General features: G+C 61.8%; 11 protein-coding genes. 4 read left to right on the forward strand and 7 right to left on the reverse strand.

The genetic code is table 11. The annotated features are described in order from the left end of the window. Positions 1–528 precede the first annotated feature (528 nt). The 4 genes from EG19_RS09455 (at position 529) to EG19_RS09470 (ending at position 3,037) form a co-directional block, all read left to right on the forward strand. Positions 529–1,728 carry an ATP-binding protein gene (locus EG19_RS09455; RefSeq protein WP_038049908.1) on the forward strand — a complete coding sequence of 400 codons (1,200 nt, stop codon included), beginning with the start codon at positions 529–531 and terminating at the stop codon, positions 1,726–1,728. Between the two features lie 90 nt (positions 1,729–1,818). Next, entirely contained in the window at positions 1,819–2,163 is a 345-nt protein-coding gene (locus tag EG19_RS09460; RefSeq protein WP_038049909.1) for an AAA family ATPase, read from the forward strand. 257 nt (positions 2,164–2,420) lie between these two features. Then, positions 2,421–2,648 (forward strand): DUF433 domain-containing protein, encoded by a 228-nt coding sequence (locus EG19_RS09465; protein WP_038049910.1) that lies wholly within the window; start codon positions 2,421–2,423, stop codon positions 2,646–2,648. Next, positions 2,645–3,037 (forward strand): DUF5615 family PIN-like protein, encoded by a 393-nt coding sequence (locus EG19_RS09470; protein WP_038049911.1) that lies wholly within the window; start codon positions 2,645–2,647, stop codon positions 3,035–3,037. The genes EG19_RS09465 and EG19_RS09470 overlap by 4 nt, the downstream gene beginning before the upstream one ends. Positions 3,038–3,203: 166 nt before the next feature. Here EG19_RS09470 and EG19_RS09475 read toward each other — a convergent pair whose 3' ends face one another. From EG19_RS09475 to EG19_RS09505, 7 genes are read right to left on the reverse strand one after another with little or no spacing between them, the layout of a single operon-like run. Beyond that, complete coding sequence (locus EG19_RS09475) at positions 3,204–4,412, reverse strand: thiolase family protein (protein WP_053335170.1); 1,209 nt, start codon at positions 4,410–4,412, stop codon at positions 3,204–3,206. After that, complete coding sequence (locus tag EG19_RS09480; protein ID WP_038049912.1) at positions 4,409–5,941, reverse strand: class I adenylate-forming enzyme family protein; 1,533 nt, start codon at positions 5,939–5,941, stop codon at positions 4,409–4,411. Before EG19_RS09480 ends, EG19_RS09475 begins: the two co-directional genes overlap by 4 nt. Before the next feature lie 4 nt (positions 5,942–5,945). Next, positions 5,946–6,857 carry an alpha/beta fold hydrolase gene (locus EG19_RS09485; RefSeq protein WP_038049913.1) on the reverse strand — a complete coding sequence of 304 codons (912 nt, stop codon included), beginning with the start codon at positions 6,855–6,857 and terminating at the stop codon, positions 5,946–5,948. Then, the gene (locus EG19_RS09490; protein WP_038049914.1) at positions 6,842–7,864 is read right to left on the reverse strand and encodes a 3-oxoacyl-ACP synthase III family protein; all 1,023 of its coding nucleotides are present in this window, start codon (positions 7,862–7,864) and stop codon (positions 6,842–6,844) included. Before EG19_RS09490 ends, EG19_RS09485 begins: the two co-directional genes overlap by 16 nt. Positions 7,865–7,875: 11 nt before the next feature. Beyond that, on the reverse strand, positions 7,876–8,655 hold the full coding sequence (gene fabG, locus EG19_RS09495) for a 3-oxoacyl-ACP reductase FabG (RefSeq protein WP_038049915.1): 780 nt from the start codon (positions 8,653–8,655) through the stop codon (positions 7,876–7,878). Positions 8,656–8,712: 57 nt separating this feature from the next. Then, positions 8,713–11,463 carry a TonB-dependent receptor gene (locus EG19_RS09500; RefSeq protein ID WP_038049916.1) on the reverse strand — a complete coding sequence of 917 codons (2,751 nt, stop codon included), beginning with the start codon at positions 11,461–11,463 and terminating at the stop codon, positions 8,713–8,715. Continuing rightward, positions 11,460–12,140, reverse strand: a complete 681-nt coding sequence (locus EG19_RS09505; RefSeq protein ID WP_038049917.1) for a TetR/AcrR family transcriptional regulator — start codon at positions 12,138–12,140, stop codon at positions 11,460–11,462. Before EG19_RS09505 ends, EG19_RS09500 begins: the two co-directional genes overlap by 4 nt. Positions 12,141–12,321 lie beyond the last annotated feature (181 nt).

Genomic DNA, 12,321 nt, shown 5'->3' on the forward strand with positions numbered 1-12,321 from the left:
GTCCCCACCCCAGACAGACGCTCCACCTTTTCACAGTTATGTTAACGGAACCTGTGGTAAAGGCAAGCACGCGTCCTAATTTAGTCTGAGACCAGAAGAAGACTTCTAAGCCAGCGTTCATGGCTGCCCACCCACCTTCGGGCCGGCAGACCGTTTTCCTTCAATGACAGACCACCCACCACGGACCCTAGGCGGCCACCAACCCCCTCGACGAGACCAAAGGTTCACACCTATAGCTTCGCCAGGAGCCCTCTCACAGGTAGAACAGGAGTTGGCAGTTTAGCGCAGTTCCTTGTACTTCGGGAATCTACGGTGGAGGAGCTTGCCGGCAAAGCGTAGCCGCTGGCTGGGGCTCCGGTTTTGCAGCTACAACCGATTTACATCCTTGGCGGTGTGCCTCTTGCTGGCTTCAGGTGACCTTTTTCAGCACCGTGCAGACGGATGCGCAGATGGGGCCGCCGATGTTGAAGGTGGCCGCCGGTCAGGCCTTGATTTTACTCAGGACTCTGAGTAAAGTTACTCAGAGCTATGAGTACGCTCCATTTCCGCCGCCCCCAGGCCCAGGAGCTAGCCAGCCGACTGGCCGAGCGCCGACGGTTTATTCAAATCGTGGCGGGGCCGCGGCAGGTGGGTAAGACGACCCTGGTCCAGCAAGTAACCGAGGATTTGGGCGTGCCGGTGCGCTACGCCAGCGCCGATGAACCCAGCCTGCGGGGGCCGGAATGGGTCGCCCAACAATGGGAAGCGGCGCGGCTGGCTGCAGGTTCTCATGGGGCCATTTTGGTTTTGGATGAAGTGCAGAAGGCCATCGGCTGGGCCGAGTCGGTCAAACGCCTGTGGGACGAAGACACCCGTCGCGGTTGTCCGCTTAAGGTGGTGCTGCTGGGCTCCTCCCCGCTTTTGGTGCAACGAGGGCTTACCGAAAGCCTGGCCGGGCGTTTTGAAATGCTGCGCTTGCCCCATTGGTCTTTTGCCGAAATGCGCGAGGCATTTGGGTTTTCCTTGGAAGAGTACGTTTACTTTGGCGGCTATCCGGGCGCAGCAAGCCTCATTTCAGAACCCAACCGCTGGCGGCGTTACATTTTGGACTCCCTGGTGGAAACCACCTTGGCCCGGGATGTGTTGCTTTTGACGCGCGTGGACAAGCCTGCTTTGCTCCGCCGGCTCTTCGAGCTGGGTTGCCGTTACTCAGGACAGGTGCTCTCGTACACGAAAATGCTGGGGCAGTTGCACGATGCCGGAAATACCGTCACCCTCGCCCACTACGCTCAGCTCCTCGCCCACGCCGGGCTCTTGGTGGGCCTTGAGAAGTTTTCCGCCCGGGCCGTGCGCCAGCGAAGCTCGAGCCCCAAATGGCAGGTGCTCAACACCGCTTTAGCGAGCGCTCTCAGTGGCCTTTCCTTCACCCAGGCCCGAGAGGACCGGGAGTTTTGGGGCCGGCTGGTGGAGTCGGCGGTGGGCGCCCATTTGGCCAACGCTGCCGCAATCGGTGAGTGCGAGCTCTTCTACTGGCGGGAAGGCGACCGCGAGGTAGATTTTGTCCTCCGCGCCGGCAACCAGGTTGTGGCCATCGAGGTGAAAACGAGCAGTTCGTCTTCCGTGCCATCGGGTCTTGGCGCATTTGTAAAAGCGTTCAAGCCCAACCGCACGCTGTTAGTTGGCCCGGAAGGCATTTCCCTGGAAGACTTCCTGCTCACTCCGGTCCAGCATTGGTTTGAAGAGCCATAGCCGAGCGCCCTTTCGGTACGGCGGCACCACGCACCCTTGCAAAAAACGCATCGTAATGCTTCTTTTGCAAGGATGATTGAGCGCACGCTAATGCCGACCCTGCTCAACGCCCTGGCTGAGGCTCAAGCGGTTTGCCTGGTGGGGCCACGCCAGGTTGGCAAAACCACCTTAGCTCTGGAAGTGGCCCGGAAGCCTGGAGGACATGACCTGGATTTGGAGTCGGAGGTGGACCGGGCAAAGCTTTCGGAAGGCGAAGCCTACCTTTCCCGCCACCTTCACCGGCTTGTGGTGTTGGACGAAGTGCTCCGTACCCCAGAGCTCTTCCCCGTGCTTCGCGTGCGCATTGACCGCGCCCGCCGAAAGGACTGGACAGCCGGGCGGTACCTTTTGCTGGGCTCTGCGGCGCTGGTGAGGGAGCTTGCCGGCAAAGGGTAGCCGCTGGCCGCGGTTCCGGTGTTGCGGCTACAACGGACATTACGCCCCTGGTGGCGTGCGTCTTGGCGTTTTCAAGTGGCTCTTTTGAGCACCGGGCAGGGTAAAGCACAAATGGGTTTGAGGGCCACGGCAAATTCAGGACTTCTCACCCAAATCTCTGTGGGGGGCTTGTCCGAAAGGCTCCTACCTGCAGGCTTTAATGCTTCCGACAGCAAGCAGGTAGAATAGCTGTGCACAGGTGGGCGGAGGCCATGACGATGCGGTTCACAAGGATAACCGTAAACCCCAACCAGATGGGCGGGGTGCCGTGCATTCGCGGCTTGCGTATCCCGGTGGCTACCGTGGTGGCCATGGTGGCTGACGGTATGTCGGAAGCTGAGATCCTGCAAGCCTACCCCGACCTGGAGCCGGAGGACATCCAAGAGGCTCTTCGTTACGCCGCTGAGGCCGTGCGGGAACGTGAGCTCCCTTTGGCTGTGTCGTGAAGTTTCTTGTCGATAACGCCCTGTCACCGGTGGTCGCGGAGCAACTGCGGCGACACGGCTTTGATGCGGTGCATGTCCGCGACTATGGGCTACAACAGGCTGAAGATATCGAGGTGTTCAACCGTGCCGCGAAAGAGGGCCGGGCTGTGCTTTCGGCTGACACCGACTTCGGTACCCTTTTGGCCCTTCGCCAAGAGCGCTACCCCTCAGTGATCTTGTTCCGCCGCCCCTCCAGCCGACGCCCGGAAGAACAGGTGGCACTGCTTTTAGCAAACTTGCCCAGCATCGCTGCAGCCGTAGAATCTGGGTGTGTCGCTGTCTTCGAGGAGAAACGCATTCGCCTCCGCATGTTGCCAATCGGAGGAAGCGAGCTACCACCCGAGCCCTGACACCAACGCCGCGCTGAAGGGCTCGGCGCAAAGCGGGAAACCACTTCGGGAACGACCGGCAATTCGCCCTGAAATCGCGGCAACCACGCGGCTACCGCGTACATCGCTCTCTGCTGTGCGCCAAACGGCTTGCCCCCGCAGAGGCCAGCGTGGGGAAAGTCAGCTTCTAGGTGACCTTTTTCAGCACCGTGCAGACGGAGGCGCAAATAGGGCCGCCGATGTTGAAGGTGGCGGCAATTTCCGCGTTTTTTACCTGCAGTTCGGGCGGGACTTTGCCGAGGAGCTGCCAGGCGCACCAGCCGACCATGGCAATGCCGGTGGCGCCAATGGGGTGGCCCTTGGCAATGAGCCCTCCCGAGGTGTTCACCGGGCATTCGCCCCCCACTGAGGCTTTGCCTTCCTTCCAGTAGCCGGCCCCTTCGCCGGGTTTGGCGCGGCCCAGCACCTCCACCCCAATGGCTCCCATGACCGTAAAGCAGTCGTGCACTTCCGCTACATCCACGTCTTCCGGTTTGACGCCGGCCATGGCGTAGGCGGTGTTCATGGCCTTGTAGGCGCCGGCGGGCTTGAGCACGTCCCGCACGCCTTTGCGCAAGGGGTCGGTGGCCTGGGCGTAGCCCGAAAGCTCCACGCAGTCCTGCCTGGCCACCCCCAGCCGCCGCAAGCCCTCTTCGGTGGCCAGAATTATCGCCGCGTAGCCGTCGGAAATTTGCGAGCAATCGTAGGTTTTTAAGGGAAGCCCCTCGACGACGTAGCGGTTCACGCCCTCAATTTTCATGATGTCCGCAAGGGTGGGCTTGATGCCACGCATTTGCGCGTAAGGGTTGTGCTGGGCGTTTTGGTACTCCACCACCGCCACGTGGGCCAGGTCCTCCTCGGTGACCCCGTAGGTTTTCATGTAGAGGTCCATGACTTCGGCAAAGAGGTGGGGAAAGACGTAGGTTTTGCCGATCCTTTCCTCAGGGTGGGAGAAAAAGCCCAGGGCCCGGCCAATGGCTTTGCCGTCCATTTTGCCCTGGTCGTCCCGCATTTTTTCAAAACCCACGGCAATGCCCACATCACCAAGGCCCAAAAGCAGCTTGTAGGCCACCGAGAGGATGGCCTGCCCGCCGGTGGCACAGGCGTTTTCCACGGTTTCAATGGGCTTGCCGGCAAGGCCCGGGACCTCAGCCATAAGGCCGGAAAGCAAGCCCTGCTCGTTGAGGGCAATGTTGCACACGGCGCCAATGGAGCCCACATCGCACACCGCCGGCTCTACACCAATGCTTTGGCACACTTCCGTAACGGCGCGGGAAACGATTTCCGGAATGCCCAGGGCGCCCAGCTTGCCAAAGGGGGACTGGTGGTAGGCGGCAATGTAAATCTTCTTGCTCATCCCGGCCTCCTTTGCCACTCTGCGACCAGCTCCCGCCGCACCACTTTGCCGTACGCGGTGCGGGGGAGGCTCGCCACAAAGCAAAACGCCTTGGGAACCTTAAAGGCTGCAATTCTTTCTTTCAAGAACGCCACCAGGGCTTCGGCGGCCAGCTCGGCGCCGGGTTTGGGAACCACAAAGGCCACGCCTTTTTCTCCCCAGACCTCATCGGGGACACCCACCACCGCCGCATCGGCCACCTGCGGGTGCTCCAGCAGCACCGCTTCGATTTCGGCAGGAAAGATATTCACCCCGCCGGAGATGAACATTTCCTTCTTGCGACCGACGATATAAAAGAAGCCGTCCTCGTCGTAATAGGCCAAATCGCCGGTGTGGAAGAAGCCCTGGTGATCCAGGACTTGCGCGGTAGCCTCGGGGTTTTTGTAGTAGCCGGCGCACACGTGAGGGCCAGCCAGGCAAAGCTCCCCCACCTCCCCGGCGGGCAGCTCGCGTCCTTCTTCGCCCACGATTTTGGCGTGAGTGAAGGGTAAGGGCTTGCCGATGGAGCCGGCCTTCCGCCAGGCGTCCTGGTTGGTCATGGCAAAGCAGTTCACCCCCACCTCGGTCAGCCCGTAGCCCTGGCGGAGAACCACCCCCCGCTGGCGGTAGCGCTCGATGAGGGACACCGGCAGCGGGGCCCCGCCGGAAATGAACCAGCGCACGTGCTCCAGGGAAACCGAGGCAAAAGACGGGTGGTCCGCCAGCATCCGCCAAATGGTGGGCACACCCAAAGCCACGGTGCAGCGCTCCGCCTCCATGACGCGCCAGACCTCTTCGGGATCGAAGGCGCGATGGAGCACGATGGTGCCGCCAATGCTGATGATGGGGGTAAGAAAGGCTGAAAGCCCGCCGGCGTGGTAAAGGGGCGTGTAGATGGGCGAGACATCGTCTTCCCGCAGCTGCCAGCCCACCACCGTGGCCCACGCGTCAAAGGCCACCATGCGGTGGGGGATCATCACGCCCTTGGGCTCGCCGGTGGTGCCCGAGGTGTAGAGGATGGCCAAGAGGTCCTCAGGACGGGCCGGCGGAAACGCCACGTCCCCAGGGGCCTGGGAAACCAGCCGAGAAAGCAACTTGTGGCCTGCAGGTGCCGGTTCGTCCAGGCAAACAAGGCGGACAGGCCCGGTTTGCTCTGCTGCCGCCTGGGCTTTTTCCGCGGTTTCCGCTTCGTACACCAAAACCGAAGGTTCCGCGTGCTGCAAGAGCTTTACCAGCTCGGGCACCGCCAGGCGGGGGTTGAGCGGCACAAAGACAAACCCTGCCTTGGCAGCGGCAAAGTAAAGGTCCAAAAGCTCCACGCGGTTGTTTAAAATCACCGCTACCCGGTCGCCTGGCCCTACGTGAAGGTGCACCGTAAACGCGGCGGCGGTGAACCGGGCCCTTTCGTTGAGTTCGCGGTAGGTGTAACGACGGCCGGTCTGCAGGTCTACCAGCGCCTGCTTTTCCGGGGTCAGGCGGCTGCGCTCCCCCAAGAGGTCGGCGCAAAGCATGCCTTTAGCTCCCTGCTGACAAAAGCTGCAGAAGCTTTTGGGAAAAAGCCGCGGGACACTGGCGTTGGGGGATGTGGCCGCATCCGGCAAGCCAGTCCGCTTGGGCGTGGGGGAAGGCATCCAAAAGCTTTTGGGCGTAGGTGCGGTCAAACAGGCGGTCCTCTTCGCCCCAAAGCAAAAACACCGGCACCGTCACTTTCCCGAGCTCTTCCTTTTGCCAGACGTAGTTTTCCCAGGAGTTGAGGGCCTGCAAGAGCCGGGCAATGGGGCCGGCTTGGCCGGCCCGCACCACGTCATCCAAGATGAACCCAGGGATGGCCGCCCCGGAAGGCCCCATGAGCACCTTCATGACCTCCCAGGCTTCTTCCCGGGTTTTGGGCGCCAGCGTGGGTCCCAAGTAGTGCCCCTGGATGGGCCCGCCGTTGACCAAAACCACCTTTGCCACGCGCTTTTCCTCCCGCGCCAAAAGGCACGCCAGCCACGCCCCCAGCGAGTTGCCCACCACCGTCACCGGTTCTTCAGGGCACAGCTGCTGCAGCGCCTGCCGGGTGCCCTGAAACACCACGTCCATGGGCAAGGGGCCGGTCCTGGGCTGCGAGCCGCCGTGCCCCGGCAGGTCCAAAGCGATGAGCCGAAACCGGCTGGCAAGCCCAGGCACCACCCGGGACCAGGTCCCGGCCTGATCGCCGGCGCCGTGGAGGAAAACCACGGTAGGACCGGAGCCGCCCACAAAAGCCCGCACCGTCCCCACTGACGTCGCCACATCCACAGGCTTGAGGCCGGAAAGCCTTAAGGAAAGCCGTTCTCGAGCGGCGTTCACGGCCAGGGGGTGGCGAAACAGCAGGTAGGCGCCTGCACCCAGCCCGACGAGCACGAGAAAAACAAGCAGGAGCAGGATCTTTAGGTGTGTGGCCACAGCTCCTCCAGGCGAAAAGCCACCGCCGCTTGGTTGTAACCCACGCCGGAGCCCACCATCACCACCAGCTGATGGGGTCGGATGACCCCTTGTGCCACCGCGTCCACGAACGCCATGGGGATGCAGGCGGAGCCGGTGTAGCCCCACTTTTCCATGATGGTGTGAGTTTTGGCAAGCGGCAGCCCCAAGGTTTCCATCACCAGCTCAATGGAAGGCTTGCGCACCTGCGTGAACAGCACCACGTCCACATCGGCAAGCGCCACCCCCGCCCGGTGGGTCACCTCCCGCACCAGCTTCGGCCAGCCTTCGTGGTTGACTTCGGGGGGATAGCGCTCGATGAGCCGCACCTTGGTGCGTCCCGCGTGCACCGACTCCACGGTAGCCGGCTCAAACGTCCCGCCGGAGTAAATGCCCCAGTGGCGGTGGTAGGAACCGTCCGCCAGGAAAGCCGATGCCAAAAACCCTTTGCCCGGCTCGCCCTCCCGGGCTTCCAGCACAAAGGCCCCAGCGCCGTCGCCGTAAAAGAAGATCATGGGGTCGTTGGGGTCCGCCAGCTTGTGCATGAGGTACACGCCTACGACTAGCACCGTGTTGATGGCTGAGTTGGTGGCAATAATACCCGCAGCCGCAGCCAGGGCCGTGGGAAACGACGCGCAGGCACAGCCCACGTCAAAGGTGCCGGCGTTTTTGGCTCCCAGCTTGTGCTGGAGCACCACCGAAGTCGCCGGAGTGATGTAATCCGGGGAGTCGGTGCCCAGGATGATGAGGTCCACATCTTCGGGTTTTTTACCCGCAGCGTTGAGGGCGTATTGGGCCGCAGGGAGCGCCACATCGGAGGTGGCCCAGTCCTCCGGGGCCCAAAACCGGGCGCGGATCCCCGAGGAAGCTTCCATCTTGTCCACAAACTCCGGAAAGGCCGCATCGAACTTGGCCCGCAGCTCGTCGTTGGTGACTTCCCGGGGGGGAAGGTACATGCCTGCACCGGTAATTTGCGCGTATCGCCCCATAGGTTCCCCCTTCAGGTGCCCACCACCAGGCCCCCGTCCACCGAAAGCACCGCACCGGTCACGAAGGAAGCGGCCTCGGAAGCCAGCCACAGGTAGGCTTGGGCTATGTCTTCCGGCTGCCCCATGCGGCGCAGCGGGGTGTGGCTCACCATTTCGTCCAGGACCTTTGGCGGCATGGAGGCCAAAATTTCGGTTTTCACAAAGCCCGGAGCCACGGCGTTGACGCGGATGCCGTAGCGCCCCAGCTCCCGGGCCCAGACCCTGGTCATGCCAATGACACCGGCTTTGGAAGCCACGTAGTTGGTTTGCCCAAAGTTGCCGTAAAGCCCCACAACCGAGGAGGCGTTCAAGATCACGCCGCGCCCCCGGGGCACCATCACCTTGGCCACCGCGCGGGTGCAGTTGAACACGCCACGAAGGTTCACGCCAATGACTGCCTCCCACTGTTCATCGGTCATGGTGCCCACCAGCTGGCCGTCTTTGAACTTCACCAGCTGCCCATCCCGCACGATGCCGGCGTTGTTCACCAGCACGTCCACTCCGCCCCAAAGCGAAACCACCCGGGATGTGGCCTCTTCCACCTCGCTTGCCTGCGTCACATCCACTCGGAAAAACCGGCCCTCACCGCCAGCGTTCTGGCACGCCGCGGCTACCTCTTCCCCCCGGGGATCCACATCCCACACCGCTACCCGGCAGCCTTCGGCAGCAAACGCCAAAGCCGTGGCCTTACCGATACCTGCGGCTCCACCGGTGACAACCACAACCTTTCCTGCAAGCCCTGTGGCAATCATTTTGGACCTCCAAGAAGATAAGCGGGGAGGGGCTGGCCGCCCCTCCCCTTGCTGGCCTTAAAACGTGACCCGCAAACCCAGCTGGATTTCCCGCGGCGGCAAGGTAGCCGTGTACTGGCCGAAGTGGGGGTTGCGCACGAACGGCTGATTGCGGTTCGCCAAAGTGGGCCCCGACAGGAATTCGGCGCTGTCCACGCTGTTCACGTTGTAGTTCACGTTGTTGAAGAGGTTAAAGCCTTCGGCAATGACATCCAGGTTCACGCCACCCAAGGCAAAGGTCTTGGTGATCCGCAAGTTGAAGTTACGGTAAATGGGGCCATCCTCGCTGTTGCGCTTGACCCACGCAGCGCGGTCTGAAAAGCGCCCATCGCCGTTGTAGTCGTAGCCCAGGCGCCGGTTCCAGGGCTGCCCTGAGCCGTACTCGTACATGGGCGCCACGGAAACACCCCAGGGGAGCTTGAAGATGCCGGAAACCACCAGGCGCCAGCGCTCGTCGCTGCGGGCTCGGCCCCATTCCGCCTCAATGTTGGCCGGATCCGAGGGGTAGTCCAACAGAGCCGGCGAAAAGTCGTCGGCAATGTTCTTCTTGTGGCCCCAGGTGACGGAACCGGAAAGCAAATGGCCGCCTTTGAGGAAGCCGGAAAGAGCCATGGTTACCGCCTTGTACTTGGAGCGGCCGTCGTTGGTGTACATGTTGATTTGCGTGTACTGGGGGAAGAAGCGGCCGCCGGTGGCGTTGCCCTTGAAGTTCACGTCACGAACGATGATTTCCTTGTCGCCTTCCACCCAAATGGCGTCTACATCCAGGAAAAGCCCGGAGTTGCCAAGCCGATGCGTAAAGCCAATGCTGGCTTGGTCGGATTCCGGTGCTTCCAGAGACGGCTCCAAAAGCGCAATGTTGGGGGGAAGCAACAGCCCGGTATTGCGGGGGTTGTTGGGGTCAAGGGCAAACTGGGGGAGACCAAAGAGGGCGCCGTTCAGGCGGGTGTAAAGCGTGTAGCCGGTGATGCCGTTTTGCTGCTGCTCGATAAACGCGGGGATGAGCAGGTAGCGGCCGGTAAAGCGGCCAGCACCGCCCCGAATCACGGTATGCCCATCGCCGGAAAAGTCCCACACAAAGGCCACCCGCGGTTGGTAGTTATCCTTGTCGGTCTTGCGCTTTTGCGGGTACAAAGGATGGGTGAAATCCGGGTTGTTGCCGTCGGTGTCGTAGTCGTAGCGCAAGCCCGCGGTGATGGTCACGCGCGGGCTGAGCCGCCAGGTATCCTGCACAAAGGCCCCGTAAAGGTTGGTGCTAATGGAAAGATCGGGATCGCCCACCCCGTAGTCGTAGCGGAACGGGACAAGGCGGGAATCGGTGAGCCAAAACATCACGCCGTGGGGGAAAACCGGGTAGTGCCAGTCCTCCTCAATGCGCTGGTAGGAAAACCCGAGCTTCACATCGTGGGAACCCCAGGTGTCAGAGCTCAGGTAAACCTGGTAGGTGTCCCGCAGCTCCAGGTAATCGCCGGTCATCTTTTGATCGCCCACGATGTTGGCACCGGTAATGAGCGTTGTTCCAAAGGTGAAGTACTCGGCCATGGACTGGGAGTTGTTGGGCTCATCAAACTGCTTGCGGCCCGCTTGCAGGTAGAGGTTGTTGAGCTTTTTTTCGGAAATCACCCAGGAATGCCCGGCGGTGAAGTTCCAGTTGTCGCGGTTGAGGTCCATGCCCGCCGACTCGTCGGCCACCCCACCCACGCGGAAGTTGTTCTCCCGGTACCGCTCACCCACCAGCTTGAGGTTGAGCAGCTGGTTTTCCCGCAAACCGTGGGAAAGCGAGCCCAGAAACAGCGTTTGGTTAAAGGGATGGGAGACGTCTTTGGCGAGGTTTTTGAACGCGCCCTGAGGCCGGAACAGGGCAATATTGTCCTCGTTGATGTACTCCAGGGAAACGAAGTAGTGGGTCTTATCCCGGACAATCGGCCCGCCCAACGTGAAGCCGGTCTGGTAGCGTGAAAAATCCTGGGTGCCTTGCTCCAAACGCCCGCGGGCCCGCAAATCATCGGCGCGGTAAAAACCAAAGACGCTTCCCGCCACTTCGTTGGTTCCCGATTTGGTAATGATGCTCATGGCACCACCGGAAGAGCCACCAATTTCCGCATCAAAGCGGTTGGTAATCACCCGGAATTCGCGGATGGCGTCTTGGGAAAAGCGGGTGCGTGCCAAACCCAACGCCTGGTCGGTGAGGTCCACGCCGTCCACCAGAATCGTGGCTCCCGAGGCGTTGCCGCCGGCTCCCAGCACCGGAGCCCCGGTGATGAACCGGAATTCGCCGCGCTCCCGCTGCACCCCCGGCACCAAAAACGCCAGGCGCTGGAAGTCCCGATCGGGCACCGGCAGCTTTTCAATTTGCTCCGGCACGATGTTAGCCGAGGTGTCCGCCTTGTAGACGTCCACCAGCGGCACCTGGGCGGTCACCGTCACCTCTTCCTTGAGTTGCGGCTTGAGCGTGACCTTCACCCGCACCCTTTGCCCCACGAACAGCACCACGTTTTCTTCAAGGACCGGTGCAAAGCCGGAAATCTCCACCCGCACGTTGTAACTTCCCGGAGCCAGGGAAGCCACCTGCACCAGGCCGTAGGCGTCGGTGACCCCCCGGCGGGTGATCCCAGTTTCCCGCGAGGTCACCTCCACGCTGGCACCGGGCACTGCCAAACCCTGCTCGTCCACCGCCAGCACTTCCAGGGTGGCGGAGCTCACCTGGGCCATTGCCGGCAGGGCCGCAACGGCACAAAGCAAGAAAACCGCAAGCCGATGCCTTCTCATGACCTTGCCCTCCTTCCTTTCGCCTTGCTTTTCTGGGCGGGTTGCTGACCTTGGGGACACGGCTCCCCCCGGGGCAACAGCCCGCAGCGCAAAACCTTGATGAACTCGTGAACCGCCTGATGGGGGTCCATGCCAAAGTGCATGGGCACGCCGAAGTACTTTTCCACCGTAAAGAAGTAGAAAAACCAGCGAACCGAGAGCATCACCGCAAAAACCGGGTCCACCTCCCCGAGCTCGCCCCGCTCCTTTCGCGCCTTTAACGGCTCGTCGTAAATGCGGTGGAAGCGCTCGGCCATGGTCTCGTAAAACCAGCGCACGTGCTTGCCGGAAAACTCGATGACATCAATGTAAATCAGCATGATTTCGCGGCCAAAGCGGTCCACCACTTCTTCAATGGCCGCCGCCATTTCCTCCAAATCCTCGGGAAAGGCGGCCCTGGCAAACACCTGGTTCAGGCGCAAATTCGGGTCCAGGAGCACTTGAAAGTAGCGGTTGAGCAAGGTGGCGAAGATCTCTTCCTTGTTTTTGAAGTGGTGGTACACGTTGCCCAGCGAGGTGCCGGCCTTTTCGGCAATTTGCCGCATGGTGGTGGCGCCGTAGCCTTGCCGGGAAAAAAGCTCCAGCGCCGCCTTCAGGACCTCTTCGGCTGATGCGTTGCGGCTTTCCGAAACCGCCATGCTGCCTCCCGACCGAACGTCCGTTCGGTACTATGGAACACCGTCAGGCTCATGTCAAGCCCCCCGCACCCCGGGCCGGTGGCTCCTGCGGGGCCGCCGCTTGGCGGCCGCGGGGGCGGGCAAGGCAAGCGAGCCTGACGGTGTTCCATAGTACCGAACGGACGTTCGGTCGGGAGGCAGC

This window comes from Thermoanaerobaculum aquaticum (assembly GCF_000687145.1).
GTDB lineage: Bacteria > Acidobacteriota > Thermoanaerobaculia > Thermoanaerobaculales > Thermoanaerobaculaceae > Thermoanaerobaculum > Thermoanaerobaculum aquaticum.

Coding starts and splice junctions, on each gene's coding strand:
- EG19_RS09455 (WP_038049908.1), top strand. CDS start 529: ATGAGTACGCTCCATTTCCGCCGCCCCCAGGCCCAGGAGCTAGCCAGC.
- EG19_RS09460 (WP_038049909.1), top strand. CDS start 1,819: ATGCCGACCCTGCTCAACGCCCTGGCTGAGGCTCAAGCGGTTTGCCTG.
- EG19_RS09465 (WP_038049910.1), top strand. CDS start 2,421: ATGCGGTTCACAAGGATAACCGTAAACCCCAACCAGATGGGCGGGGTG.
- EG19_RS09475 (WP_053335170.1), bottom strand. CDS start 4,412: ATGAGCAAGAAGATTTACATTGCCGCCTACCACCAGTCCCCCTTTGGC.
- EG19_RS09480 (WP_038049912.1), bottom strand. CDS start 5,941: ATGCTTTGCGCCGACCTCTTGGGGGAGCGCAGCCGCCTGACCCCGGAA.
- EG19_RS09490 (WP_038049914.1), bottom strand. CDS start 7,864: ATGGGGCGATACGCGCAAATTACCGGTGCAGGCATGTACCTTCCCCCC.
- fabG (WP_038049915.1), bottom strand. CDS start 8,655: ATGATTGCCACAGGGCTTGCAGGAAAGGTTGTGGTTGTCACCGGTGGA.
- EG19_RS09500 (WP_038049916.1), bottom strand. CDS start 11,463: ATGAGAAGGCATCGGCTTGCGGTTTTCTTGCTTTGTGCCGTTGCGGCC.
- EG19_RS09505 (WP_038049917.1), bottom strand. CDS start 12,140: ATGGCGGTTTCGGAAAGCCGCAACGCATCAGCCGAAGAGGTCCTGAAG.